The following is a 24,093-nucleotide window of genomic DNA, read 5'->3' as shown; positions in this document are numbered from 1 at the left end:
CCCCCGAGCCCGACTCCGCCCCCGATCCCGGCGGATGAGCCGGGGTGGGTCGAGGTCAGGCGTTCAGGACGGTCCGGGCCGCCTTGAGACGTTCGGTTGCTTCACGGGTGGTGTCGTCGCCTGAGATCTCGTCGGCCCATTCGAGGAGGCGGTGCAGGTGGGGGCCGGGCGCGGACGTCGTGATGCGGGGTGTGCCGATGAAGACCAGTCCGCCGGTTCCGTCGATGGTGATGGGTGTCCCCTCCCGGACGGTGCGTCCGTCGGCTCGCACGCAGGCGGCGGCGACGTCGACCGTCAGGTCCGCGGCTCCCACGACGGCGGGTTTGCCCATGGTCCGCGCGACGACGGCGGCGTGGCTGGCGGGCCCGCCGCGGGCGGTGACGATTCCGGCGGCGGCGGCCAGGCCGTGCATGTCGAGCGGGGAGGTCTCCGGACGTACCAGGATGACCGGACCATCGGCGGCCATCAGGGCCGCCTTGTCGGAGGTGGTCGCCACCCGGCCGACCGCGACCCCGGGGCAGGCGCCGAGCCCTTGGGTGAGGACGTCGTTCGCGTCGGACGTCTCCACGCTGGGCGTCCGGACATGGTGGAGATGCCGTGGGGAGACCCGGGCCAGTGCCTCGCGGCGGCCGATGACGCCCTCGTCGGCCAGGTCGACCGCGACGCGGACGGCGGCGTGTCCGACGAGGCCGCCGGGGCGCACCTGGAGGATCCACAGCTTGCCCGCCTCGAAGGTGAACTCCACATAGCACGCGTCGCGGTAATGGGACTCGATCCGATTCAGGGCGTCCAGCAGGTCGTCCCACACTTCCGGCTCTCGTTCGGCCAGTTCGGACAGTGGACGAGTCGCCGTTCTTCCAGAGACGACGTCCTCGCCTTGGCGGCCGAACAGGACTTCGCCGAAAGGAGCGTTCTCACCGGTGTTGGGATTGCGGCTGAACGCGACACCGGTGCCGCTGTGGTCGTCGCGATTCCCGAACACCATGGCCTGCACGGTGACGGCTGTGCCGAGTTCGTGCGGAATATCGTGCAGTTCGCGATAGGTCTTGGCGCGCGGTGTGTCCCATGAGGAGAACACGGCTCTGATGGCCAGTTCCAACTGCCGCGTCGCATCGTCCGGGACGGGTGGCCGGATGAGGGACTCGACGCCTCGAATCGCGTCGGCCAGGCGCAATTCCTCAGTGGGGCGGTCAGGTATCTCGCGCACGACGGCCTCCAGGCTTTCTGGAGCCAAGCCGTGGACGGACGCGAAGCCGAGCAGGAACCGCAGGCGTGAATCGAGCGCGAACCGCAGGTCACCGGTTTCGGCCGCCAACTCCGCCGTGGTCTCGGTGGTGAGACCGAGGTTGAGGACGGTGCTCATCATGCCGGGCATCGACACGCTCCCGCCCGAGCGGACCGACACCGCCAGCGGACGGGCGGGACCGCCGAGGCGCCGTTGAGCAGCGGCTTCGAGGCCGGATAGGGCGGACGCCAGTTCGGCATCGAGGCCGTCGGGAAGCCGTCCGTCACGGAGAAAGGCGCGGCACGCGCCGGTGCCGATGACGAACCCGGGAGGCACGGGCAGTCCCAGGCGCCGCAATACCACAAGGCCGTGTCCCTTGCCGCCGAGGGTGCTCGCCGTTTCCTCGACGTCCGCCGAAAGCGGGTGAATCCAGGTCATCGGTGTAGCCTGCCGCCATGTCGAACTCGCTGGTGCTCCACGCGCTTCGCTGCGGCGGATTCGCCGGCCTCGCCCGCGTGTCCGAGGCGACGGGGCTTTCCGAGCCCGATGTCGAATCCGAGCTGATCGATCTCGCGGTGGCCGGCCTCGTCACGCGTGTTCCGGGTGACTTCGGCGGCTGGGGTCTCACCGAGGCCGGACGCGACGAGGACGCCAGGCGGACGTCCGAGGAATTGGACGCGGCCGGAACCCGGTCGGCCGTGGCCAAGGCGTACGACGAATTCCTCGTCCTGAACCCGGAGTTGCTCGATCTCTGCACGGCCTGGCAGATGCGGCACGTCGACGGTGCCGCGGCACTGAACGACCACACCGACTCCGCCTATGACGCCCGCGTCCTGGACCGGCTCACCGATCTCGACCAGCGGGCCGATGCCGTCTGCGCCGACCTGTCCGCGGCGATGGCCCGATTCCAGCGGTACCGCACCCGGCTCTCCGGCGCGCTCGCGCGCGCCAAGGCCGGCGAATTGGACTACGTGACCGACAACCTCGCGTCGTATCACACCGTCTGGTTCCAGCTTCACGAAGACCTCCTTGTCACCCTGGGCATCCCGCGCCACTGAAACGCTAGGGCGTTTCTTATGGGTCCTGGGCGCCGCGCAACAGAACGTAGATCCATAAGAAGCGCCCTAGGCGAGGACGCGGGTGAGAGCGGTGGTGAGGTCACCGGCCAGCGGGTCGGCGCCGCCGCCGGTCGTGGTGTCGGTCACGTAGCCGAAGGCGACGCCCAGGTCGGGGTCGGCGTAGGCGTTCGCCCCGGCGGCGCCGTCGTGGCCGAAGGAACCGGGGTTCGCGTAACGCGCGGGACGCTGAAAGACCAGCCCGAAACCGGTCGGGAACGGCAGCGCCAGATCGTCGCCCGTGGCGTGGATCTCGGTGACGGTCCTGATCGTCTTCTCGCTGAGCAGCGGCGTCCCCGCGCCGGGGAGGACGGCGGCGTACAGGGCGGCGAGCCCCCGGGCGCTCCCGAATCCCCCGATGGACGGCACGCCCGCCGCCCGGAACTCGCGGATGCTCAGCAGGTCGCCCCGCCGCTGCCCCCCGTCGGCGGGCGGCCGGTCGATGCCGCGGCTCCCTGCCTCAGGGGGTGGGGTGATGTTCATGGCCTGGAGGAAGAAAGGCGGAGAGTTGGGCGGTAGCGAGGGGGCGCCGGTGGAGCTGATCGGCTTCACCGGGAGGATTCGCGGTTCCTCGGCTTCGGGCAGGCCGATGAAGAAGTCGATGCCGTACGGCTCGGCGATCTCGCGGCGGAAGTACTCGCCCAGTGGCATGCCGGTGACGCGCCTGACCAGCTCGTCCAGGAGCGTGCCGATCGTGAGGGCGTGGTAGCCGTGGCCCTTGCCCGGCTCCCAGAAGGGGGCCTGCGCGGCCAGCCGTTCGGCCAGCGGAGTGTGCTCGATCAGTTCGGTGAACTCGAACCCGCCGTCCACGTTGACCAGACCGGCCTGGTGGGAGGCGAGCACGCGGACAGTGATGCCGTGCTTGCCCGCGGCGGCGAATTCGGGCCAGTAGTCGGCGACCGGTGCGTCCGGGTCGACGAGGCCGCGTTCGATCAGGAGCGCGAGGACGACACCGGAGGCGCCCTTGGTGGACGAGTAGACGCCCATGATGCTGTCTTCGCGGTGGTCCGGGCCCGTCCACACGTCGATGACGCGTTCGCCGTGGACGTGGACGGCCAGTGCCGCGTTCACTCCGGGACGGTCGACGGCGAAGGCGTCCCGCACGGCCTCGAACCCGGGCTTCACGAAGCCCCGCACACCAGTGTCGTCCGTCATCGTCCATTCCCATCTTCGGAGGCTGCCTCCACGGAACGTAGTGCCTGAATCTAGATTGAGGTCAACCCCGGTCCGCGCGCGCGGGCCGGGGTTGAGGGGCGCGACCAATCTCAGGGGGCGGGATTGCGGATCGCTTCGATGACGCTGGAGAGGCCGCCGCCGCCGTACCCCTCGTCCACCGCGCGCCAGAAGAGGTTCCTCAGGGCGGTCGGGCCGGTGGTGTCGATTCCGGCCTCGCGGCTCGCCTCGATGACGTGGTCGGCACCGACCGCCTGCATGCGCAGGGCGTTGGGGTCGTCTGTGGTAAGGCCCGCGTCGATGTGCTCGGTGACGATCCGTAGGAAGCCCATAGGGCCGTCACCGGCGAGGCTGGACACGGTCGTAGCCGCGAACGGACGGAACTGCTCGGCGGACACGCCCGCAGACCCCACCAAGGCGACGGCGTGCATATAGGACGTGAGGGTGGACCAGAACAAGTACAGCTGAGCCTGGTAGTACAGCATCGACAGGCCGGGGTCGGTGCCTACGAACGTCGCGTCGCCCAGTTCGAGCAGGGCTTCACGGTGGCGGTCGAGGGTCGTCTCAACGCCGCTGTAGAAGACGTACGATCCGGGCCGGCCGATGCCCGGCGGGGGCACCATGATGCCTCCGGTCAGCAGTTCGGCGCCGCGTTCCGCCGCCCATGCATCCGCGCGGCGCAGTTCGTCCGGGCTGCCTGAGCTGAGGTTGACCAGGACGCGGCCCTTCAAGGCGTCCGTCTCGCCGCCGAGAGAGTCGTACATGGCCGGATAGTCGGTCTGGCTGATGACGATCAGCTCGGACGCGCCGAGCGCGTCGGCGGGGGTCGCGGCGAGGGTCGCGCCCTGCTCCACCAGTGGCGCGGCCTTGGACGCCGTCCGGTTCCACACCGTGGTCGGGCGGCCGTTCTTGAGGAAGGTCTCGGCCATCTTCGCGCCCATGGGGCCGAGGCCGATGACCGTCACCGGGGACTTCGACATCGCGTGCTCCTCCGTGTTCCGTGATCAGTGGCCCCACGTTCGCAGGGGGCGCTACGGAAAGGCTGCGGGTCTGTCAGTAGCGGTGATTACGCTGGCAGGATGCGCTTCGGGGTGCTGGGTCCGCTCGCCGTCTGGACGGACGGCGGCGACGGCGTGCGGGTCCCCGAGACGAAGGTCCGGACGCTGCTGGCGGCGCTGCTGGCCGATCCGGGGCGTCCCGTGGCGGTCGACCGGCTGCTCGACGCCCTGTGGGGCGACCGGCCGCCGCACAACGCGAAAGGGACACTCCAGGCGCGGGTGTCGCAGCTGCGCAGGGTCCTGGACGACGCGGAGCCGGGCGCGCGGGGGCTGATCGCGGCGCGTCCGAACGGCTATGTGCTCGGGGTCGCCCCGGAGGCGGTCGACGCGGGGCGGTTCGCGGCGCTGCTCGTCCAGGCGCGGGAGATCGCCGACCCAGCGGCGAAAGCGCGCCTGCTGGGAGACGCGCTGGCGCTGTGGCGCGGCCCCGCGTTCGACGGGTTCGACGGCGAGTTCGCGCGGGCCGCGATCACCGAGCTGGAGGAGCGGCGGCTGGCGGCGCTGGAGGAGCGCGCCGAGGCGCGGCTGGAGCTGGGCGAGCACGCCGCGCTGGCGGCGGAGCTGGCCGCTCACGTGGCCGAGCATCCGCTTCGCGAGCGGCTGCGCGCCGCGCACCTGCGGGCCCTCTACCGGGCCGGACGGCAGGGCGAGGCGCTCGCCGGGTACCACGACCTGCGGGAACGGCTGGCCGACGAGCTGGGCGTCGATCCCGGTCCCGGGCTCGTCGCGCTGTACCAGTCGATACTCGAACAAGACCCGGCCGAAGCGGAGCGGCCGCGCGTGGTTTCCCGGCTGCCCGTCCCGCTCGGTGAGCTGATCGGCCGTGAGGAGGCGGTCGGACGGGCGCGCGCGCTGCTGGCGACTGAGCGGCTGGTGACGCTGACCGGTCCCGGTGGTGTCGGCAAGACGCGGCTGGCTCTGGAGACGGCGACGCGAACGGCCGGCGACTATTCAGACGGCGTGTGGGTCGTCGAGCTGGCGACGGGACGTCCCGCGACGGCGGCTGAGGTGGCCGAGCATGTGGCACGGGTCCTTGGTCTGCGGGACGAGCGGCTGCACGACGAGACCACGGGCACGAGCGGGCCGGTCGAGCGGCTAGCCGAGGCTCTGCGCGCGCGCCGGGCGCTGCTCGTCTTGGACAACTGTGAGCACGTCATCGAGCCCGTCGCCGAGCTGGTCTCGGTCCTGCTACGCGACGCGCCCGCCCTGCGGATCCTCGCCACCGCTCAGGAGCCGCTGGGCATTCCCGGCGAGCGGCTCCAGATCGTCCCGCCGCTGGATCTGCCGGGGCACGCGCCGACGCCGGAGGCGCTGCTGGAGTCCAGCGCGGTCCGGCTGTTCGTCGCCCGGGCGTCGGCGGCGGCGCCCGGGTTCGCGCTGGACGCGGCGTCCGCGCCTTGGGTCGCCTCGATCTGCCGCCGCCTCGACGGGATCCCGCTGGCGCTGGAGCTCGCGGCGACCCGCGTCCGCGCGCTCGGGGTGCGGGAGCTGGCGGCGCGGCTGGACGACCGGTTCCGCGTGCTGGCGGGCGGCAGGCGCGCCGGGCCCGCCCGGCAGCAGACGCTCCGCGCGATGATCGACTGGAGCTGGGGGCTGCTCACCGGGCCGGAGCAGGTCGTGCTGCGGCGCCTCGCGGTCCACGCGGGCGGCTGCACGCTGGAGGCGGCCGAGAGGGTCGGCGGCGCGGGCGTGGACGAGCTGGCCCGGCTGGTGGACCGCTCCCTGGTCGTCCGCGGCGAGGACGACCGCTACCGGCTGCTGGAGTCGGTCGCCGCCTACAGCCTGGAGCGCTTGAAGGAGTCTGGCGAGGAGGACGAGCTGCGGCGCCGCCACGTCCAGTACTACACGGAGCTGGCCGAACGGGCCGGTGAAGGGCTGCGCAAGGCGGGGCAGGGCGAATGGTTCGCGCGTTTCGATCAGGAGTCAGCCAACCTGCGCGCCGCGCTCGACCACGCTCCCGGCGATCTCGCTGTCCGCCTGGTGAACGCCCAGAGCTGGTTCTGGTACCTGCAAGGCCGGTTCGGTGAGGCTCTGCGCGCGCTTGAGACCGCACTGGCCAAGCCAGGTGCGTCTTCGTCCGCCCGTCTGGAAGCCGAGACGTGGCTGACCGGCATCACCATGGCGTCCGGTGGAGGGACCGATTCCGAGGAGCTGCGCCAAGCGGCCCTCAAGGCGTACGACGACGAGGACGATCTGGCCCGGGCCAGAGCAGAGTGGTTCCTCACCCACGTCAGTTGGGCGTACGGCGATCTCGACGCGACCGAGGCCCGCATCAACAACGCACTGGCCGTGTTCCGCGCGCGCGACGACAGATGGGGTACCGCCGCGGCGCTCGCCATCCGCGCCAAGGTCGCGATGGGACGCGGCGACCTCGACGCGATGCGGCGTGACGGCGCGGAGAGCCTGGCCATCTTCACCGGCCTCGGGGACGCGTGGGGACGGCTGGAGGCCGGCGACGTCCTCAGCCGCCGCGCCGAGATCGGCGGCGACTACGCGGAGGCGGCCCGGCTGCGGCGCGCGGAACTCCGCGACGCCGAAGACCTGGGAATGGGCCCCGAGGTCGCGTTCCGCCTCGCGGGGCTTGGCCGCCTCGCGCTGCTGACCGGCGACCTCGACCAGGCCCGCGACCTGCACGAGCGGGCGCTGAGCCGCGCGACCCGGCACGCCGCGCGGTCCGCGGAGGAGTTCGCCGAGGTCGGCCTCGGCCTGGTGGCCCGGCGGCGCGGCGAGCTGGACACCGCCGAGACCCACCTGCGCGCCCGGCTCGGCTGGCTGCGCGGCATCGGCGGGACGGCCGGGATCGCCTTCCTGCACGCCGAGCTCGGCTTCGTCGCCGAGCAGCGCGGCGACGCCGCCGCCGCGCTCGCCCTGCACACCAAGAGCCTCGCCGCCGCCCGCACCATCGGCGATCCGCGCGCCATCGCGCTCGCCCTAGAGGGCCTCGCCGGGGCGCGCTCCCTGGCGGGCGAGCACGCACCGGCCGCGCGGCTGCTCGGCGCCGCCGCCGCGCTCCGCGACTCGGCGGGGGCACCCCTTCCCCCGGGGGAGCGCGGCGACGTCGACCGCGTCACTGGAAGGATCCAGGCAGCACTCGGTGTTTCCACGTTCACCACCGAGTACGAACGCGGCCGCAAGGAGACAGACCCATGACCGATCCGGCGTACGGCTGGCAGAGCGACCTACTCGACCTGCCCGCCTACCTGAAGCGCATCGGATACGACGGCAAGCCCGCGCCCACCGCCGCGACGCTGCGCGCCCTGCACCGCGCGCACGTCACGTCCATCCCGTTCGAGAACCTGGAGGTGATCCTTGGACGGCCCGTCGAGCTGGGCGTCGAGGCCATCCAGGCGAAGCTGGTCGACCGCCCGCGCGGCGGGTACTGCTTCGAGCACACCGAGCTGTTCGCGGCGGCGCTGGAGCGGATCGGCTTCGAGATCACCGCGCTCGCGGGCCGGGTGACGCTGGGGGCCGACAAGCTCCTCCCGACCACCCACGCGCTCCTGTACGTCCGGACGCCGGGGCAGCCGTCCGACGAGCCGGCCCTGCTGTGCGACGTGGGCTTCGGCGCGGGCCCGCTGGAGCCGCTGGAGATCCCCGGCTCCGGCGAGGTCGACCAGGACGGCTGGGGCTTCCGCCTCCAGCCCGGCCGGACGGCCACCGCGTGGCAGCCCAATACGCAGGGCTGGGAGCTGCACCAGCGCGGCCCGGACGGGTGGATCCAGCGGCACACGTTCGCGCTGAACGAGACGTTCCACATCGACTTCGAGGTGGGGAACTACTTCGTCTCGACCAGCCCGCGTTCGCCGTTCACGACCCGTCCGTTCGTCCAGAAGTTCAGGGTCGGCTCCCTCCACGTGCTGGACGGGACGAACCTGACCGTCACCCGTCCCGACGGCTCGTCCGAGAAGCGCGCGCTCGCCCCAGAGCAGGTGCCGGACGTGCTGGCCCGCGACTTCGGTATCGAGCTGGACGACGCCGACGCGCGCCGCCTCGTCGCCGCCCTGTAGACGCACCTAACCTGGATGTGTAATATCTAGATTATGCGGATGAGCGAGGGGGTCGAGTGGGCGGCGCACTGCTGCCTCCTCCTCGACTGGATGGGCGAGGACCGGCCCGTGTCCACGACACGGCTCGCAGCCGGCTTCGAGCTCCCCCCGCCCTACCTGAACAAACAGCTCCAGGCCCTGGTCAAGGCGGGCATCGCCACCTCGACCCCGGGCGCGCGGGGAGGGTTCCGCCTCGCGCGTCCGCTGGAGAAGATCACCATGATGGACATCGTCGCCGCGATCGAGGGCCCGGAGGACGCCTTCCAGTGCACCGAGATCCGGCGGCGCGGGGCCGGCACCGAGTCCCCCGCCTCGGCGTTCGAGGGCCGCTGCTCGGTCAGCACCGCCATGCGGAAGGCCGAGCTGGCCTGGCGCAAGGCGCTGGCCGAACAGACCCTCGCCGACGTCCGCGCGGGCGCCGAACGCGCGAGCCCGCGCCTCCCCCAGCTCATCCGCGCCTGGTACGCGCGCCACTGATCTGACCCCGTCCCCTCCCTTCTCCAGCCCTCGATTCTAGATACCAAATATCCAGGAAAGGATCCATCATGCAGGCACGGATGACCAACCTCCCCGAGATCGCCGCCGACGCCTACAAGGCCCTGCTGAACCTGGAGGGCTACCTGCGGCGCACCTCCGTCCCGAACAGCACCCTGGAACTCGTCCGGCTCCGCGCGAGCCAGATCAACGGCTGCGGTTTCTGCGCCGACATGCACGCCTACGACGCCAAGCAGGCGGGGGAGACCGACGAGCGGCTCTGGTCCGTGGCCACCTGGCGCGAGGCCCCGTACTTCACCGACGAGGAACGCGCCGCCCTGGCCCTCACCGAGGCCGCCACCCGTCTCGCCGACAACTCCGCCGGCGTTCCGGACGACGTCTGGGACGAGGCCGCCGACCACTACGACGAGGACGGCCTCGCCGCCCTGGTCATGTGCATCGCCGCCATCAACGCCTGGAACCGCGTCAACGTCACCACCCGCCAGATCGCCGGCGCCCTGCGCTCCTGACCGCTGATCGGACAGGCCCCGGGGGCTGGGCCGCGGGGAACGGCCCACTCGACCCCGGGGCCCACCGGCTCACGTGGAAACGGGCCCCCACGTGAGCGGTCTCTACGCCCCGCAATCCGGCCCGTCATCACCGGACGCGTGACCGTTGGGCCTGGCCGGCTTGGCCCGCAACGCGGCTTCCCATGCGCCGCTGTCGTTGTCCAGCCCCCGCCGGAACCGCGCCTGTGCCGCGTCCCGGATCTCCGTGATCGTCCCGGGACGATGCCCCGACTCCTCCAGCACGCGGCGGACCGTGTGCGACACACGCTCCATTGCGCGGTCCGCCGCGTCCCGCAGCGGAAGCGGCTTGGCGTCCACGAGTTCCGCGACCGCCGACCGTTCCGCGACCGACGTCACGAGATCGATCGTCTGGACGCGCCGCCTCTGAAGCCGCATCGCCTCCCGGAACGCTCCCGCCGCGAACTCGACGAGCGCACCGGGGAGAAAGCCCTCACATGAGAATTCGCCGGTCATCTCATCCCCTCCTCCTTGATCGCCGCCGCCGCTCCACCCGCACCGTCGGCTCGCGCGAACGTGCGGCCTTCCGGAGCGGCTAACAACCATTCGCCCACGCGGCGCCGACAGATGCACCGGACCGTCATCGACCGTGCCCCGTCCACGCGGACGACGCTCAAAACGGGATATCCGGCCTCATCCGGAAGGACGGCGGCCAGGGACGACGATGCCGTGCTCATAGGCCAGCACGACGGCCTGGACGCGGTCGCGGAGGTGGAGCTTGGCGAACACGCTGCCGACGTGGCTCTTGACGGTGGCCTCGGTGACGACGAGCCGTGCCGCGATCTCCTGGTTCGACAGCCCGTGGGCCACGAGCAGGAGCATCTCGCGCTCGCGCGGAGTCAGCGCGGCCAGCAGATCCGGTGACGGACGGACCGGGTCACCGCGGTCGGCGTAGTCCTCGATCAGGCGGCGGGTGATCGACGGGGACAGCAGCGCCTCGCCCTGGTGGACGACGTGGATCGCCTCCAGGAGCCGCTCGCGGGGCGCGTCCTTCAGCAGGAACCCCGACGCCCCGGCACGCAGCGCGCCGAACACATATTCGTCGAGGTCATAGGTGGTCAGGATCAGCACGCGAGGGGGACGGTCCGTGCCGGTGATGCGGGCGGTGGCCTCGACGCCGTCCATCCGCGGCATCCGGATGTCCATCAGGACGACGTCGGGCCGCAGCTCCGCCGCCCGCACGATGGCCTCGCGGCCGTCCGCGGCCTCGCCGACGACCTCAAGGTCGGCCCGGGTCTGCAGGAACAGCCGGAAACCGATCCGGATCAGTTCCTGATCGTCGACGATCAGCACGCGTATCGTCACGCCCGCTCCCCGATCGGCAGCCGTGCGGCGACCCGGAACCCGCCGCCGGGGACCCGGCCCGTCTCCAGCTCACCACCGAGCACCGCGACCCGCTCCCGCATCCCCACCAGGCCGTGCCCGCCGGGACCCGGCTCGCCGGTTCCCGCCCCGTCGTCGTGCACCCGCACCTCCAGGTCCGCCCCGCCGTAGCTCAGTCGTACCGTGACCAGTGTCGCCCTGGCGTGCTTCAGCGCGTTGGTCAACGCCTCCTCGATGATCCGGTAGGCGGACAACTCCACCCCGCTCGGCAGGTCCTGCGGTTCCCCAGCGATCTCCAGCCGGACCGGCAGTCCCGCCGCGCGGTACCCCGCGACCAGCTCGTCCAGTTCCGCCAGTGTCGGCTGCGGCCGCGTCTCCGCCGCATGCCGCCCGCGCAGCAGGGTGAGGATCCGGCGCAACTCGGCCAGGCTCTGCTCGGCGCTGGTCTCCACCCGCTCCAGCGTCCGCGCGGCCACCTGCGGTTCGGTCTCCAGGACGTCGCGGGCGCCGCGGACCCCGATCAGCATCACGGTCACCGAGTGGGCGACGATGTCGTGCAGTTCGCGGGCGATCGAGCCGCGTTCACGCTGCGCCGCGATCAGGTCGAGCTGTTCCCGTTCGCGTTCGAGGGTGGCGGCTCGTTCCTCCACCGCCTGGACGTAGCGGCGGCGCGTCTGCATGTAGGCGCCCAGCACCCACGCCCCGATCGACACCGGCGGGCTGCAGACGTTGTCGGCCTCCAGGAACACGGCCATCGGTGCCAGCACCGCAAGCGAGACGCGCCGGTCGCGTGTCTCGGCGAGCGACCACAGCGCGACGACGGCCGGCGCGCCTCCGGGCGAGTACCCGGCCGCGGTCACCGCGGCAGCCGACGCGGCCGTCACCGCGGTCACCGCCACCCCGAACCGGCGGCGGGCCAGGAGCACCGCGCCGGTGAGGACGGTCACCGCGATCGGCAGGGGCACGGGCGAGGTGCCGTCGTTGAACAGCAGCCCGACTTCCACGAAGGTCGCCGCCACGGCGAGCACGATGTCGAACAGCACCGGGCGGTGCCGGGCCCGCAGGCCCCGCACCGCCCAGATCCTCTGCGCGACGTTCACGCCAGGTCACGCCGTCGTTCGCACCCGACCGCGACCAGCACCACGAGCACCGTCCAGACCGCGAACACCGCACCGGCCTGCGTGACCGTGAGAGTGGTGTTGTGGGTCCCGCCCGTCATGACGCCCGCCGCGCCGAACGGCGTGAGGTTCGCCTCCCGCTCCCACACCCCGCTCACCAGGGGCAGCACCACCAGGTTCAGGATCAGCAGGACCACCGCGCCGACGACCGGGCTGCGGATCAGCGCACCGAACGCCGCGCCCATCACCGTCGCCAGCACGAGCGCCAGGACGTTGCCCGCCACGACCTCGGCCACCTGGCCGGACGTCAGGTCCGGGCCGGGCTGGTGCGCCAGCAGCGGCAGCCCCACGCCGACCGCGACCGCGCTGGTCAGCAGCGCCAGCCCGAGACCGGTCAGCGCGTACGCCGCGATCCGCACCGCCAGGACGGTTCCGCGGTCGCGCCGGGCCACCAGCGCCGTGGGCGCGGCGGTCCGGTGGCGGTACTCGCCCGCCGCGCCGACCAGTCCCCACAGCAGCAGGAGGACCGGGAGCCCCGACAGCGCCTCCTCCTTCTCCGACACCTCGTCGATCGTTCCCGACGCCACGGCGATGATCACCGCGTTCAGGACGGCGAAGGCCATCCCCCCGGCCGCGAACCCCCACACGGCACGGGTCGTCACCGACTTGAGCAGTTCCCCTCGAAGCAGGCCGATCATCGCTCCAACCCTCCGGTGAGCTCAAGGAACAGGTCCTCCAGCGACTCCACCTCACTGATCGGTCCCTCGTGCACCAGCCTGCCACGGTCGATGACGACCACGTCATCGACCGTCTGCGCGGCCTCCGCGAGCAGGTGGCTGGACAGCAGCACCGTGCCGCCCTCCGCCACCCGGTCCCGCAGCATCGTCCGGAGCCAGCGGATCCCCTGCGGGTCCAGCCCATTGGCCGGCTCGTCCAGGACCAGGATCTCCGGGTCGCCCAGCAGCGCGGCGGCGAGCCCAAGCCGCTGCCGCATCCCCAGCGAGTAGGCGCCGACCCGGCGGCCCGCCGCCCGCGTCAACTCGGCGATCTCCAGGACCTCCTCGACGCGGTGGCGCGGCAGCCCCGCCGACAGCGCCAGCGCCCGCAGATGCGCGCGGGCCGACCGGGCGGGGTGCGCGCCGCACGGCTCGATGTGGACGCCGATCCGGCGCGCGTCCGGCACCGTCGAGGCCACCGGCGCTCCCAGCACCGATACCGCACCCGCCGACGGCCGCGCCAGCCCCGCGACCGCTTTCAGCGCCGTGGTCTTGCCCGCGCCGTTCGGGCCGAAGAAGCCCGTCACCGCGCCCGGCCTGACCGTGAACGTCAGATCGTCGACCACCGTGCGCCGGCCGTACCGTTTCGTCAGCCCCTCGACCTTGATCGCCGGGGCGGCCTTCGTCTGTGATCTCATGGCGCCCAGCTTCGGCCGCCCGCGTCTCCCGGTCATCCGACCACGGTCCAAACCCGTTCTCCGACCGCAGCATGACTTTCGCCCGAGACGCGCACGTCGGCGGGCAAGTTGAGGCTCCGGCGGCCCAAAAATCACTCAGCGCGACCCGCATCGGGCCGGTGGACGGCGGTAGCCCGCCCCGACCCGGCCCGCAAACGCCGTTGGCCGGTCGGCTGCGGCCGTTTCCCGGGGGTCTGATGGTTGAAGTTCGGGGTCCGGGTATCGGGCTGACTGACGTGCGCGGCCCGGGAGAGGGGGGCGCGCGGGGAGAGAGGGGAACAGTGGCCGAGAAGACCGAGAATGTCGTTGACCTGCTGGTGGTCGCGCCAACGCATCCGCATCAGGGGACGGAGTCGCCCATGAAGAACCTGGCCGTCGGACCGTTCGCGGCCGTCGTCGACCGGGCTCGCGACGCCATCGGCAAGGCGCGGCACTGAGGGGCAGGGACATGACCGAGCGCAAGAACGAGGACGCGAAGCCGCTTGCCGACCGGCGTGCCGAGGCCGGGGCGCCGCCGGACGAGGAGCCCGACTTCGCCGACGAGCACGCCCCCGGCCCGACCGATCCGCCGAACGCCGAGGAGGAGACCCCGGGCGGCGAGGCGGAGGGGTACCGTCCGCAGACCGAGGTGCCGTAGGTCAGGCGCTGTCGTCGTCGCGGTCGGCGCCGACCGTGACGCCTGCGATGTCGGGCAGCTCGCCCAGGACGGCGATGAGGTCGGGCACCGATCCGGCGCCCTCCAGGACGAGCGTGACCACGGCGTTGCCCGGGTGCCGCCGGTCGGACGGGTCCCGCCGGTCGCGGCGTTCGTCGTGTCCGCGGTCGGAGTCGTCCGGGAGGTATTCGCGCTCGACGTTCAGCTCGGAGACCACGAATCCCCGCTGGGTGCACTCCATCAGGGCCCGGCGCAGCGCGCCCTTCCCGTCCCGGTAGACGAGGCGGACGCGGGCCAGCTCGGCGGCCCGGAAGCGGTCCAGGGGGAGCCGCCTGGTCAGGGCGCTCAACCCGTACACGACCAGGAAGTGCCCCGCCGTGACCGCGACCGCCAGCACCCACAGCCCGCCGCCCGCCGCCATGCCGACGGCCGCCGTGACCCACACGACCGCGGCGGTCGTCAGCCCGCGCACCGCGTCCCGCCGGACGAAGATCAGCCCGCCGCCGATGAAGCCGATGCCGGAGACGATCTGCGCCGCCACCCGGGACGGGTCGAACGACACGTGATCGCCCGGGACGTTGTCGAAGCCGTACTTGCTGACCAGCATGAACAGGGCCGCGCCGACCCCGACGAGCGTGTGCGTGCGCAGGCCCGCGCTCTTGTTGCGCAGGCCGCGCTCCAGGCCGATCGCGGCCGACAGCACCAGGGCCAGCAGCAGCTCCCCGATCTGCTCGACCCCCTGGCCCGGGGAAAGTTCGATCACCCTTCTGCCTCCGTCGCCTTTCGCGCGTGGAGCCTGTTACCGCCGCGTCCACGCGGAGCCCCCAATGCTGCGGGCCGCCAGCGCGCACGGAGGCCGCCCCGGGCGGGACGGCCTCCGGATCGCGTGCCTTACGCGGGGTGCGGCGGCTTCTGCTCGGGCGGTGTTCCGCCGCCCTTGCCGCCGCCCTTGGCGCCCTTGTCGGTGCCGTGGGCCTTCCCCTTCGCCGACTTCGGGTCGGTGGCCTCCGGCGGCGGCTCCTCGGTCACGGCGGTCCGCTCCGACCGCCTCATCTCGGGCTGCTGCGGGTTCGGCATGATCTCCCCCTTCTATGCGCTGGACGGGTCCGGACGCAGCGGGTCGTGGCCCACGCTCATGAGCTCATGGCGCCAGGTCTCGTCCTGCTCCGCGTCCGGCGGACGGTTCTCCAGTCGGTCCTCCACGTACTCCACGACCTGGCGCATCACGTCGGCGTCGGCGTCGGTCAGGTCGACCTTGCGCTTGCGCAGCAGGTCCACCACGCGGGCGCCGAGCTCGGAGACGCCCGCGCCGGGATCGGCCGGGAAAGCCTCCTCGCCCGAGGCGTCCGTGAGCAGCCAGGTGCGCAGCTCCTCCGAGGTCATGTTGACGAGCCGGTGGAAGTCCTCCCAGGCCAGCTCGGCGTCGGCGGGTATGCGACTGTTCATCGGCAGCTCCTGTAGAACGTTCATGGCGGCCCTACCCGGTGACCGCCGCCCCATTCGTCCGCCGCGTTACATCGCAACCGAGCGGGGAAGACGTGGGCCATGGACCACTCGCGAGCCCCCGTGCTGGAAGCCCTCGCGGCCTACCGCCGGGAGGAGCAGCTGCCCTTCACCCCGCCGGGCCACAAGCAGGGCCGCGGCGCCGACCCGCGTGTGCGGGAGGTCCTGGGCGACGCGGTGTTCCGATCGGACGTCCTCGCCGTCTCCGGGCTGGACGACCGGGAGTCGCGGCAGAAGGTGCTGGAACGGGCCCAGGACCTGATGGCCGACGCCGTCCACGCCGAGAACACGTTCTTCTCGACCTGCGGCAGCTCGCTGTCGGTCAAGAGCGCCATGCTCGCGGTCGCCGGGCCCGGCGAGAAGCTCCTGGTGGGACGGGACGCGCACAAGTCGGTCGTGTCGGGGCTGATCCTGTCCGGCGTCCGTCCGATCTGGGTGGAGCCGCAGTGGGACGCGTCCCGCCACCTGGCGCATCCGCCGTCCGCCGAGGCGTTCGCGGCCCGCCTGGACGAGCATCCCGACGCCCGCGGCGCCCTCGTGACCAGCCCGACCCCGTACGGGACGTGCGCGGACCTATCGACGATCGCCGAGGAGTGCCACCGGCGCGGGAAGCCGCTGATCGTGGACGAGGCGTGGGGCGCGCACCTGCCGTTCCACCCCGCCCTGCCCCGCTGGGCGATGGACGCGGGCGCCGATGTGTGCGTGACCAGCGTCCACAAGATGGGCGCCGGGCTGGAGCAGGGCTCGGTGTTCCACCAGCAGGGCGAGCTGGTGGATCCCGCCGTCCTGAAGGGGCGCGAGGACCTGCTGGGCACGACCAGCCCGTCCGTCCTGATCTACGCGGGGCTGGACGGCTGGCGCCGCCAGATGGTCGAGCAGGGCCACGACCTGCTCCAGGACGCGCTGGACCTGGCCGCCGCCGTCCGGGAGGAGATCGCGGGCATCCCCGGGTTCCACGTCCAGGGCGAGAAGGAGTTCCTCGGCCCCGGCCTGGCCTACGACCTCGATCCGCTCCAGGTCATCGTGGACATCGCCGGGCTCGGCACCACCGGCTACCGGGCCGCCGACTGGCTGCGCGAGCACCATCACGTCAACATGCACCTGTCCGACCACCGGCGCGTCAGCGCGCAGTTGACCTTCGCCGACGACAAGCAGACGGCCGGGACCCTCCTGGACGCCCTGCGCGACCTGCGCGACCACATCGGCGATCTCCAGGGCGCACCCGAGGTCGAGGTCCCGTCGCCGGACGATCTGCGGCTCGAACTGGTCGTCCTGCCCCGCGACGCGTTCTTCGGGCCCGCCGAGCAGGTCAGCGCCGACAAGGCCGTCGGACGGATCAGCGCGGAGATGCTGACGCCCTACCCGCCCGGCATCCCGGCCGTCCTGCCCGGCGAGCGGATCACCGAGCCCGTCCTGCGCTACTTCCGCACCGGCGTGGAGGCCGGCATGGTCGTCCCCGACGCCGTGGACCAGAACGTGGAAAGCGTCCGGGTCTTCATCGAAACCTGACGTACGAACCGGTTCCTGCGCAGGTCATAGGATCCTGGTGACGCGCGACGGCCTCCCCGGTAGCTGGGGCAGCGCATGCGAGGGTGAGGAGTGTCATGGAGCTGGTCCACTCGGGCAAGGTCAGGGACGTCTACGCCGATGGGGACGAGCTGATCCTCGTCGCGTCCGACCGGGTGAGCGTCTATGACGTCGTCCTGCCCACGCTGGTCCCCGACAAGGGGAAGATCCTCACGCGGCTGTCGCTGTGGTGGTTCGAGCAGCTCGCCGACATCGTCCCCAACCACATCGTGTCCGCGACCGACGTCCCGGACGAGTGGGAGGGGCGGGCGGTGCGCTGTCAGAGGCTCACGATGCTCCCCGTCGAGTGGATCGCGCGCGGCTACCTCGCGGGGCTGGGGCTCAGGGAGTACGAGAAGAACGGCACCGTGTCGGGGATCCCGTTGCCGGACGGGCTCGTCGAGGCGTCACGTCTGCCCGAGCCGATCTTCACGCCGACGACCAAGGCCACCGTGGGGCACGACGAGTTCATCACCTACGACGACGTGGTGGACGAGATCGGCGCCGACACGGCCGCACGGCTCAGGGACGCGACCCTGGAGGTCTACAAGCGCGGCGCGGCGCTGGCGGCGGAGCGGGGGATCATCATCGCCGACACCAAGCTGGAGTTCGGACGCGCGGCAGACGGCACGCTCGTCCTCGGCGACGAGGTGCTGACCTCCGACTCCTCGCGTTTCTGGCCCGCCGACCAGTGGCGGCCCGGCCGGGCGCAGCACGCGCTGGACAAGCAGGTCGTCCGCGACTGGAGCAGCACCTTGGACTGGGACCGCACTCCGCCCGGCCCTCCCATCCCGCAGGACGTCGTCGACGCCACCCGCGCCCGGTACATCGAGGTCTACGAGCGTCTCACCGGCCGCCGCTGGGAGGCGTGACCCCGGACGAGCGTCGCGGCATGTGAGCTCCTACGGGAACTCGGTTCGGGCGGGCGAGGAAGTAGGTGTGTAAAGCAGCCCCGGACCTGGAGGAGCACCATGACCGCATCGACATACGGGCCCCGGTGAACGTGTCCGTGTCGACCCCGCCCCCGCGGCTTGACGGGGAACCGGCGGGGGAGGTGAGAGACGCCGTGCTCATCGAGCGGTCCCGGACGGACCCCGAACGGTTCGCGCCGCTGTTCGACCGGCACGCCGTCTCCATCCACCGCTACATCGCGCAACGGCTCGGCGCGGACACGGCCGACGACCTGATGGCCGAGACGTTCCTGGTGGCGTTCCGGCAGCGGCACCGCTACGACGTCTCCCGCCTGGACGCCCGGCCATGGCTGTTCGGTATCGCGACCAACCTCATGGCGCGTCACCGGGCCGCCGAGGTCCGCAAGTACCGGCTGCTGGCCCGCAGTTCCGTGCAGGGACGGCCGCTGGACGAGGCCGCCGTCCAGCAGGTGATCGACCGGGTGGACGCGCAGGGGCTGCACGGCGCCCTGGCCAGCGGGCTGGCCGCGCTGCCCAGGCGGCTGCGGGACGTGCTGCTGCTGTTCGCCTGGGCCGAGCTGTCCTATGACGAGATCGCACAGGCACTGGACATACCTGTCGGGACGGTGCGTTCCCGGCTGTTCCGCGCTCGCCGCAGGCTACGCGACGCCCTTGGGGGCGACGGTTCGGAGGAGGTTCAGCCATGAACGAGATGGACATGCTGCGCTCGGCCCGTCCCGAGGCTCCCGCGCCCGACGACGCCGTGCTCGACCAGGCCCGTGACCGGCTGCTGGCGCAGGCCCGCGACGGGCAGTTGCAGACCCGCGACCGGTCACAGGCCACGATCGGGGGACGGCCTCGGACCGGACGGAGGGTCGCGGCCGTCATGTCCCTGGCGGCGGCGATGGCGGTGGGCGCCACCGTCGTGGAGGTCGTCAGCGGGGACGACGGCCCGGCGCGGACGCCGGAGGCCAACGCCGCGACGACCCTGCACGACGCGTCGCGCGTGACCCTGCGTGAGGTTCTTGCCCGGCTCCGCCCGGAACAGTGGCTCTACACGGAGACGAGGATGCAGGGCGTGCCCGGGGAGGGCATCGAGTGGATGCCCGGCGAGGACGGCGATACGCCCCGTCCGACCACGTCGATGCACATCCAGACATGGGCCTCGGCCCGCGGCACGGCGAAACCGACGAACGGCCATTGGCAGCGAGCCGACTTCACGCACGTGTACATGCGCATCAACGGCAAGGACGACAATCGCCAAGCCCTTCCGCTCTCCCCAGGCGAATGGGACGGCGACGACCAGAACTTCCTGCGCACTCTTCCGACGGAACCCGGCGCGCTCCTACAGCGCGTCCGTCAAGAGGCCGACCGCCGGGCCCGTCACCCGGGGCTCCGCACGCTCCAACGGCGCGTCCGCCAGGAGTCCGACCACCGTGGCCATCAGCCCGACGCCGAGTTCGACCGCGACCAGGAGGCGTTCAATCTCGTCACCGATCTGATGAACGGGTATCTGACGCCCGCGCTGCGGGCGGCCCTGTACGAGGTGCTCGCCCGCCTCCCGGGGGTCACCATGGACCGGCAGGCCACCGATCTCGCCGGCCGCCGCGGGGTCGGGTTCGGCCGCTCCGACGGCTCGTCCCGCGTGCAGATCATCGTCGACGCGCGGACCTACCGGTACCTCGGCGACAAGGCCGTGGCGGTCAAGGACCTGTCGCCCGGCGTCCGCAAGGGGACGGTCCTGCGGTGGAGCACCCAGCTCCGCGCCGCGATCGTCGACCGCCCGCACCAGCAGCCCTGAGCACCGCGCTCCGGGTGACGACCGGGGCTGAAAATCACTCCTGGGGACGAGGTGCGGTTTACCCGTGACGGGCGATGCGCGGCCGGGTGGGCGCAGGCCATCCTCTCGGCATGAGGCAGATGTGGAAGAGGGCGGTCGTGCTGACCGCCGCGTTCGCGGCCGCTGCGGCGGGCGGGGCCACCGCCGCGGCAGGCGGGGTCACCGCCGCGGCGGCCCAGCGCGCCGGGCCGCCTGCGGGCTGCGTGGCGGTTCCCGGCGCCGAGTGCGGGACGATCCGGGTCCCGCTGGTACGGGCGCAGCCCGAGCTGGGAAGCACGACCGTCGCCTACGCGATGATCCGGCACCGCGACGGATCGAAGCGCGCCAAGGGGACGGTGACCATCAACCCGGGCGGGCCGGGCGACTCCGCGTTCGCCTACGCCCCGATGTACGCCGACAAGTTCGGCGCCCTCCTGCGCGACCACGACCTGTTGCTGATCGAACCGCGCGGCGTCGGCCGGGCCGACCCGCTCGACTGCGGGCTCACGGGCCTTCCCGCGACTCGGGACGGCTTCGTCCGGGCGGTGGGCGACTGCGGGCGTGCGCTGGGGGCGCGCGGGCGCGGCTACACCTCGGCCGAGATCGCCGACGACATCGACGCGGTGCGCGCGAAGCTGGGGATCGACCGGCTCGACGTGATCGGCGAGTCGTACGGGACGTACCTCATGACCGTCTACGCCCAGCGGCATCCAGGACGGGTGCGGTCCGTGGTGCTCTCCAGCGCCTACCCGCTCGCGTTCGACATGTGGGCGCGTCCGAACGTCCGGGCCGCCCGGCGGGCGATCGAGCTACTGTGCGCACGCAGCGGGGGCGCGTGCGACGGTGGCCGCGTCCTGGGCGACATCGCGCGGCTCTCCGAGCGGCTGCGCGAACGCCCGATCCCCTACACGATGGAGGGCGGCGAGCGGCGGAGCCTGGACGACACCGCGCTGGCCTCGATCGTGTACGCCGCCGCCGGCCAGGCACCCGAGGGCATCGGAGACGTCCCGGCGATGGTCCGGACGGCGCTGACCGGCGACACCACCTCGCTGGTCGAGGCCGCCCGGCAGGTGGCCCCGATGAGCGGCTCGTCCCTGCCGCGTGGCCCCGGGTCGGCGCCACCGGACGAGCAGCAGTTCAACGCGGCGCATGCCGCGGCCGTGATGTGCAACGACTACCCGACCCTGTGGAACCGGAAGGCACCCGTCCCGGCGCGGCTGCGGCAGTTCGAGAAGAAGCGGGCGGCTTTGCCTGAGCGGACGTACTGGCCGTTCGGCAAGCGCGCCTGGACGAGCGCCATCAACGACCAGGGGAACGCGTGCATCCGGTGGCCCGACCGCACCGGCCCGGCGCAACCGACCGGCGGCCCGTTCCCGGACGTCCCGGTACTGGTCGTGTCCGGCGACCTGGACCCCAACACGCCGACCGAGTCGGGACGGCTCGCCGCAGGCCAGTTCCGCCGCGCGACCGTGGTGGAGGTGTCCAACGTCGGACACGTCGCCGAGCGGGAGCCGAGCGCTTGCGTGATCGGCGTCCTGAGCGGCTTCGTCCGCGACCAGAAGGTGGGCGACCTCTCCTGCCTGGCCACGATCCCACCGGTACCCGTGCACTCGTGACCGGGTGCGTGCCGCCCTCCCTCCCGGCAGGGCGGCACGCCCGGGTCAGCCCGTGCTGTACCGGGCGGTCAGCGCATCGCCGTCCTCTCGCCGCAGCCCGGCCTTCTCCAGCACGCGGCCGGACTCGGGGTTCGACAGCTCCACGCTCGCGACCACCGTCTTCACTTCGGGCGAGGCCAGAGCGAAGGCGACGAGGGCCCGGGCCGCCTCGGTGGCGTAACCGCGACCCCGCCGGGACGCGACGACGCCGTACCCGAACTCGACGGCACCGTCGGCAGGAGGCCAGAACAGACCGATGGAACCGACCACCAGCCCGCTCTCCCGCTCGACGATCAGCCGCTGGCCGTACTCGCCGAGGCCGTCCGGATGCCCGGTGATGAACCCGGCGATGACGCGGTCGCCCTCGGCGGGGAAGTCGTCCGCCCAGCAGACGGCCCGCCGCCCGTCCAGCACGGCGGCGACCTCGCCGGCGGTCCATGGCCGCAGCACGAGACGATCGGTGATCAGATCAGATGAAGACATGCGAAGCTCCTGGTCGTTCAGAACGACCGGCCCGCGCCCGCTCAGCGCCGCGCGGCCCGGACAAGGGCATGCTGACGAAGCTCGGCCCGAGCCATATTCATCAACCTCCCTAGTCACAGCAGCCCTCGCACCCTACCCTCACCCCACTGGTAGTCACTGCGGTCGCCACGCCGACCAGTGTGGAGCGGTCCGGGTCGCGTCGGGGGGTGCCCGCGGAAGGCGGCGGCTCTCAGGATGTCGTTTCGTAGCGCGCGACTATCGCGGCGGCGCGGTCGTGCAGGGAGGTGCGCAGCCACTGCGGGGCCAGGGCTTCCGCGTTCATGGTGAGCTGCCACAGCGCCCATATGGCGTGTCTGGGATCTTGGAAGGTCAGCTCCAGCCGCAGCCAGCCGTCCGCGTCGGTCTCTTCGGCGAGGACGGTCAGCGCGGTGCCCACCAGGTCCTCCCGCCGCGCCGGGTTCACCCGTACCAGCACGGTGACCTGGTCGCCGCCGGTCCGGAACCGTGTGCTGCGCTCCCGCCAGGCCCGGTCCAGATCGACCCGGTCCGGTCGCTGTGCGGGTTCGGGGAGTTCCTCGGCGGCCAAGATCCGGGACAGCCGGTAGGTGCGGTCCGCGCCGGACCGCGTGGCCAGCAAATAGCCCTGGCCGCGTGCGGTGACCAGGCCGATCGGGTCCACCGTGCGCCACTTCGGGCTCTGGTCCACAGCCGCGTAGTGGATGCGCAGCTTGTGCCCGGCGAACACCGCGCGCCGGACCTCGGCCACTATGGCGTCGGGCACCTCCTCAGTGGCCAGCCGGCGCGAGAGGAGGTCGGTCTCCGGGTCGATGAGCAATCGCTGGGCCGCGCCGGCCGCAGTGTCCCGATAGCTTTCGGGCAGCGCGTCGACCACCTTGAGCATCGCCGATGCGAGCGCCGAGCCGAGGCCGAACGACTGCGCGCCGCGCCGTGATCCGGCGATCAGCAGGGCGAGGGCCTCGTCGTGGTTCAGCCCGGTGAGCTCGGTCCGGAAACCGGGCAGCAACGCGAAACCGCCGTGCCGGCCGCGCTCGGCGTAGACCGGGACGCCCGCCGCCGACAGCGCCTCGATGTCGCGCAGCACGGTGCGGGTGGACACCTCCAGCTCGCGGGCCAGCGCGGCCGCGGACAGCCGGCCGTGCTGGCGCAGCAGCAGCACCAACGAGACCAACCGGTCCGCGCGCATATGAAAACTCTACAGGGGATACACGACACAAGGTGTCGTGATTTGCCGGGAGGCTTATGGGCATGACCGAAAAGACGGCGGCCACCGAGCCGATGGACCTAAATGGAGCTGATGTGGCAATGGAGCGAACGGCCGTCAACCCGTGGGCGTGGTCGGTGGCGATGGGGTACAACCAGGGTGAGATCGTCTCCGGGAACACCCGGACCCTGTACTGCGCCGGGCAGACCGCGATGAGCGGCGACGGCGAGCCCCAGCATGCCGGTGACATGGCGGCGCAGTTGGCGCTGACCCTCGACAACCTGGAGGCCGTGCTCGGCGAGGCCGGCATGTCCCTCGCGAACCTCGTCCGGCTCAACGTCTACACCACCGACGTCGACCGGCTCTTCGAGCACTACGGCGTCCTGGCGTCGCGGCTGGGCGCCGCCGGGGTGGCACCGTCCACCACGATGCTCGGGGTGGCACGGCTGGCGATCCCCGACCTGATGGTCGAGCTTGAGGGAACCGCCGTCGCGTGATGCGACCTCGCCGCCTCCGGCAGGACCGCCGGAGGCGGCACCAGGAGCCGCACGGGCGCGGCGGCGGCGGGGCTTCGCAGGCAGGTGGGTGATGTCCGATGCTCAGGATGGCGACAATCGGTGTCTATGGCTTCACGCGTCACTCCGACTACGGCGGCCGTTACCTCTCCCTCAAGTCTCACTGGGTTAGGGGGTGGGGATGTAGGGCGG

The 24,093-nt window shown here is 72.1% G+C and carries 26 protein-coding genes; 13 read left to right on the top strand and 13 right to left on the bottom strand.

All coding sequences use genetic code 11. The features are described from left to right. Nucleotides 1-55: 55 nt before the first annotated feature. Entirely contained in the window at nt 56-1,663 is a 1,608-nt protein-coding gene (locus E1298_RS23545; RefSeq protein ID WP_131896756.1) for a pyruvate, phosphate dikinase, read from the bottom strand. A 17-nt stretch (nt 1,664-1,680) separates the two neighbouring features. Between E1298_RS23545 and E1298_RS23540 the strand changes: the two genes are divergently transcribed. Then, on the top strand, nt 1,681-2,283 hold the full coding sequence (locus E1298_RS23540; RefSeq protein WP_131896754.1) for a transcriptional regulator: 603 nt from the start codon (nt 1,681-1,683) through the stop codon (nt 2,281-2,283). Nucleotides 2,284-2,349: 66 nt separating this feature from the next. Here E1298_RS23540 and E1298_RS23535 read toward each other — a convergent pair whose 3' ends face one another. Beyond that, complete coding sequence (locus E1298_RS23535; protein WP_131896752.1) at nt 2,350-3,495, bottom strand: serine hydrolase domain-containing protein; 1,146 nt, start codon at nt 3,493-3,495, stop codon at nt 2,350-2,352. A 110-nt stretch (nt 3,496-3,605) separates the two neighbouring features. Further along, complete coding sequence (locus E1298_RS23530) at nt 3,606-4,493, bottom strand: NAD(P)-dependent oxidoreductase (protein WP_131896750.1); 888 nt, start codon at nt 4,491-4,493, stop codon at nt 3,606-3,608. A gap of 99 nt (nt 4,494-4,592) precedes the next feature. Here E1298_RS23530 and E1298_RS23525 point away from each other — a divergent pair, with 99 nt between their 5' ends. The 4 genes from E1298_RS23525 (at nt 4,593) to E1298_RS23510 (ending at nt 9,621) form a co-directional block, all read left to right on the top strand. After that, entirely contained in the window at nt 4,593-7,721 is a 3,129-nt protein-coding gene (locus E1298_RS23525) for an AfsR/SARP family transcriptional regulator (RefSeq protein WP_131896748.1), read from the top strand. Beyond that, nucleotides 7,718-8,578, top strand: a complete 861-nt coding sequence (locus E1298_RS23520) for an arylamine N-acetyltransferase family protein (protein WP_131896746.1) — start codon at nt 7,718-7,720, stop codon at nt 8,576-8,578. Before E1298_RS23525 ends, E1298_RS23520 begins: the two co-directional genes overlap by 4 nt. Before the next feature lie 39 nt (nt 8,579-8,617). Then, entirely contained in the window at nt 8,618-9,094 is a 477-nt protein-coding gene (locus E1298_RS23515) for an RrF2 family transcriptional regulator (RefSeq protein WP_207944794.1), read from the top strand. A 68-nt stretch (nt 9,095-9,162) separates the two neighbouring features. Beyond that, nucleotides 9,163-9,621, top strand: coding sequence for a carboxymuconolactone decarboxylase family protein (locus tag E1298_RS23510; RefSeq protein WP_131896742.1), 459 nt, complete (start codon nt 9,163-9,165; stop codon nt 9,619-9,621). A 102-nt stretch (nt 9,622-9,723) separates the two neighbouring features. On the opposite strand, the gene E1298_RS23505 is transcribed toward E1298_RS23510, so the two are convergent. The 5 genes from E1298_RS23505 to E1298_RS23485 all read right to left on the bottom strand — a co-directional run bounded on the left by E1298_RS23505 (nt 9,724) and on the right by E1298_RS23485 (nt 13,533). Beyond that, complete coding sequence (locus tag E1298_RS23505) at nt 9,724-10,134, bottom strand: hypothetical protein (RefSeq protein WP_131896740.1); 411 nt, start codon at nt 10,132-10,134, stop codon at nt 9,724-9,726. Nucleotides 10,135-10,311: 177 nt separating this feature from the next. Next, nucleotides 10,312-10,983: a response regulator gene (locus E1298_RS23500; protein ID WP_131896738.1), complete on the bottom strand. Its 672-nt coding sequence runs from the start codon at nt 10,981-10,983 to the stop codon at nt 10,312-10,314. Then, nucleotides 10,980-12,101, bottom strand: a complete 1,122-nt coding sequence (locus E1298_RS23495) for a sensor histidine kinase (protein ID WP_131896736.1) — start codon at nt 12,099-12,101, stop codon at nt 10,980-10,982. The genes E1298_RS23500 and E1298_RS23495 overlap by 4 nt, the downstream gene beginning before the upstream one ends. Next, nucleotides 12,098-12,817: an ABC transporter permease gene (locus E1298_RS23490; protein ID WP_131896734.1), complete on the bottom strand. Its 720-nt coding sequence runs from the start codon at nt 12,815-12,817 to the stop codon at nt 12,098-12,100. The genes E1298_RS23495 and E1298_RS23490 overlap by 4 nt, the downstream gene beginning before the upstream one ends. Then, entirely contained in the window at nt 12,814-13,533 is a 720-nt protein-coding gene (locus E1298_RS23485) for an ABC transporter ATP-binding protein (protein WP_131896732.1), read from the bottom strand. The genes E1298_RS23490 and E1298_RS23485 overlap by 4 nt, the downstream gene beginning before the upstream one ends. Before the next feature lie 320 nt (nt 13,534-13,853). On the opposite strand from E1298_RS23485, the gene E1298_RS23480 reads away from it, so the two are divergent. Together E1298_RS23480 and E1298_RS23475 are read left to right on the top strand one after the other, a co-directional pair. Then, on the top strand, nt 13,854-14,009 hold the full coding sequence (locus E1298_RS23480) for a hypothetical protein (RefSeq protein WP_207944792.1): 156 nt from the start codon (nt 13,854-13,856) through the stop codon (nt 14,007-14,009). An 11-nt stretch (nt 14,010-14,020) separates the two neighbouring features. Continuing rightward, nucleotides 14,021-14,209, top strand: a complete 189-nt coding sequence (locus E1298_RS23475) for a hypothetical protein (protein WP_131896730.1) — start codon at nt 14,021-14,023, stop codon at nt 14,207-14,209. Nucleotide 14,210: 1 nt separating this feature from the next. Here the strand turns inward: E1298_RS23475 and E1298_RS23470 are convergent, their stop codons facing one another. From E1298_RS23470 to E1298_RS23460, 3 genes are all read right to left on the bottom strand, one after another. After that, nucleotides 14,211-14,990 (bottom strand): MgtC/SapB family protein, encoded by a 780-nt coding sequence (locus E1298_RS23470; RefSeq protein WP_131896728.1) that lies wholly within the window; start codon nt 14,988-14,990, stop codon nt 14,211-14,213. A gap of 128 nt (nt 14,991-15,118) precedes the next feature. Continuing rightward, a complete protein-coding gene (locus tag E1298_RS23465; protein WP_131896726.1) occupies nt 15,119-15,304 on the bottom strand; it encodes a hypothetical protein in 186 nt (61 codons plus the stop codon). A 12-nt stretch (nt 15,305-15,316) separates the two neighbouring features. Continuing rightward, on the bottom strand, nt 15,317-15,673 hold the full coding sequence (locus E1298_RS23460; protein WP_131896724.1) for a DUF3140 domain-containing protein: 357 nt from the start codon (nt 15,671-15,673) through the stop codon (nt 15,317-15,319). A 99-nt stretch (nt 15,674-15,772) separates the two neighbouring features. Here E1298_RS23460 and E1298_RS23455 point away from each other — a divergent pair, with 99 nt between their 5' ends. The 5 genes from E1298_RS23455 to E1298_RS23435 all read left to right on the top strand — a co-directional run bounded on the left by E1298_RS23455 (nt 15,773) and on the right by E1298_RS23435 (nt 21,642). Continuing rightward, nucleotides 15,773-17,239 carry an aminotransferase class I/II-fold pyridoxal phosphate-dependent enzyme gene (locus tag E1298_RS23455; RefSeq protein WP_131896722.1) on the top strand — a complete coding sequence of 489 codons (1,467 nt, stop codon included), beginning with the start codon at nt 15,773-15,775 and terminating at the stop codon, nt 17,237-17,239. 95 nt (nt 17,240-17,334) lie between these two features. Beyond that, nucleotides 17,335-18,168, top strand: a complete 834-nt coding sequence (locus E1298_RS23450; RefSeq protein WP_131896720.1) for a phosphoribosylaminoimidazolesuccinocarboxamide synthase — start codon at nt 17,335-17,337, stop codon at nt 18,166-18,168. A 65-nt stretch (nt 18,169-18,233) separates the two neighbouring features. Beyond that, a complete protein-coding gene (locus E1298_RS23445) occupies nt 18,234-18,914 on the top strand; it encodes an RNA polymerase sigma factor (RefSeq protein WP_341770642.1) in 681 nt (226 codons plus the stop codon). Further along, nucleotides 18,911-20,008, top strand: coding sequence for a CU044_5270 family protein (locus E1298_RS23440; protein ID WP_131896718.1), 1,098 nt, complete (start codon nt 18,911-18,913; stop codon nt 20,006-20,008). Before E1298_RS23445 ends, E1298_RS23440 begins: the two co-directional genes overlap by 4 nt. A 110-nt stretch (nt 20,009-20,118) precedes the next feature. Continuing rightward, a complete protein-coding gene (locus E1298_RS23435; RefSeq protein WP_131896716.1) occupies nt 20,119-21,642 on the top strand; it encodes an alpha/beta fold hydrolase in 1,524 nt (507 codons plus the stop codon). A gap of 45 nt (nt 21,643-21,687) precedes the next feature. On the opposite strand, the gene E1298_RS23430 is transcribed toward E1298_RS23435, so the two are convergent. Beyond that, nucleotides 21,688-22,164, bottom strand: a complete 477-nt coding sequence (locus E1298_RS23430) for a GNAT family N-acetyltransferase (RefSeq protein WP_131896714.1) — start codon at nt 22,162-22,164, stop codon at nt 21,688-21,690. Between the two features lie 229 nt (nt 22,165-22,393). Further along, nucleotides 22,394-23,368, bottom strand: coding sequence for a helix-turn-helix transcriptional regulator (locus tag E1298_RS23425; RefSeq protein ID WP_131896712.1), 975 nt, complete (start codon nt 23,366-23,368; stop codon nt 22,394-22,396). A gap of 119 nt (nt 23,369-23,487) precedes the next feature. Here E1298_RS23425 and E1298_RS23420 point away from each other — a divergent pair, with 119 nt between their 5' ends. Next, the gene (locus E1298_RS23420) at nt 23,488-23,883 is read left to right on the top strand and encodes a RidA family protein (RefSeq protein WP_131896758.1); all 396 of its coding nucleotides are present in this window, start codon (nt 23,488-23,490) and stop codon (nt 23,881-23,883) included. The last annotated feature ends 210 nt before the right edge of the window (nt 23,884-24,093 follow it).

Origin of the sequence: Actinomadura rubrisoli (assembly GCF_004349215.1) — a bacterium.
Classification (GTDB): domain Bacteria; phylum Actinomycetota; class Actinomycetes; order Streptosporangiales; family Streptosporangiaceae; genus Spirillospora; species Spirillospora rubrisoli.
Note: the sequence above shows the minus strand (reverse complement) of the source record. Positions and strands in the feature narration are given on the sequence as shown.

Excerpts from the sequence above, each read along its gene's own strand:
- E1298_RS23535 (WP_131896752.1), bottom strand. The coding sequence starts at position 3,495 with ATGACGGACGACACTGGTGTGCGGGGCTTCGTGAAGCCCGGGTTCGAG.
- E1298_RS23450 (WP_131896720.1), top strand. The coding sequence starts at position 17,335 with ATGGAGCTGGTCCACTCGGGCAAGGTCAGGGACGTCTACGCCGATGGG.
- E1298_RS23425 (WP_131896712.1), bottom strand. The coding sequence starts at position 23,368 with ATGCGCGCGGACCGGTTGGTCTCGTTGGTGCTGCTGCTGCGCCAGCAC.
- E1298_RS23465 (WP_131896726.1), bottom strand. The coding sequence starts at position 15,304 with ATGCCGAACCCGCAGCAGCCCGAGATGAGGCGGTCGGAGCGGACCGCC.
- E1298_RS23530 (WP_131896750.1), bottom strand. The coding sequence starts at position 4,493 with ATGTCGAAGTCCCCGGTGACGGTCATCGGCCTCGGCCCCATGGGCGCG.
- E1298_RS23515 (WP_207944794.1), top strand. The coding sequence starts at position 8,618 with ATGAGCGAGGGGGTCGAGTGGGCGGCGCACTGCTGCCTCCTCCTCGAC.
- E1298_RS23420 (WP_131896758.1), top strand. The coding sequence starts at position 23,488 with ATGGAGCGAACGGCCGTCAACCCGTGGGCGTGGTCGGTGGCGATGGGG.
- E1298_RS23520 (WP_131896746.1), top strand. The coding sequence starts at position 7,718 with ATGACCGATCCGGCGTACGGCTGGCAGAGCGACCTACTCGACCTGCCC.
- E1298_RS23460 (WP_131896724.1), bottom strand. The coding sequence starts at position 15,673 with ATGAACAGTCGCATACCCGCCGACGCCGAGCTGGCCTGGGAGGACTTC.
- E1298_RS23505 (WP_131896740.1), bottom strand. The coding sequence starts at position 10,134 with ATGACCGGCGAATTCTCATGTGAGGGCTTTCTCCCCGGTGCGCTCGTC.
- E1298_RS23510 (WP_131896742.1), top strand. The coding sequence starts at position 9,163 with ATGCAGGCACGGATGACCAACCTCCCCGAGATCGCCGCCGACGCCTAC.
- E1298_RS23475 (WP_131896730.1), top strand. The coding sequence starts at position 14,021 with ATGACCGAGCGCAAGAACGAGGACGCGAAGCCGCTTGCCGACCGGCGT.
- E1298_RS23455 (WP_131896722.1), top strand. The coding sequence starts at position 15,773 with ATGGACCACTCGCGAGCCCCCGTGCTGGAAGCCCTCGCGGCCTACCGC.
- E1298_RS23490 (WP_131896734.1), bottom strand. The coding sequence starts at position 12,817 with ATGATCGGCCTGCTTCGAGGGGAACTGCTCAAGTCGGTGACGACCCGT.
- E1298_RS23540 (WP_131896754.1), top strand. The coding sequence starts at position 1,681 with ATGTCGAACTCGCTGGTGCTCCACGCGCTTCGCTGCGGCGGATTCGCC.
- E1298_RS23485 (WP_131896732.1), bottom strand. The coding sequence starts at position 13,533 with ATGAGATCACAGACGAAGGCCGCCCCGGCGATCAAGGTCGAGGGGCTG.
- E1298_RS23435 (WP_131896716.1), top strand. The coding sequence starts at position 20,119 with ATGAGGCAGATGTGGAAGAGGGCGGTCGTGCTGACCGCCGCGTTCGCG.
- E1298_RS23545 (WP_131896756.1), bottom strand. The coding sequence starts at position 1,663 with ATGACCTGGATTCACCCGCTTTCGGCGGACGTCGAGGAAACGGCGAGC.
- E1298_RS23440 (WP_131896718.1), top strand. The coding sequence starts at position 18,911 with ATGAACGAGATGGACATGCTGCGCTCGGCCCGTCCCGAGGCTCCCGCG.
- E1298_RS23430 (WP_131896714.1), bottom strand. The coding sequence starts at position 22,164 with ATGTCTTCATCTGATCTGATCACCGATCGTCTCGTGCTGCGGCCATGG.
- E1298_RS23525 (WP_131896748.1), top strand. The coding sequence starts at position 4,593 with ATGCGCTTCGGGGTGCTGGGTCCGCTCGCCGTCTGGACGGACGGCGGC.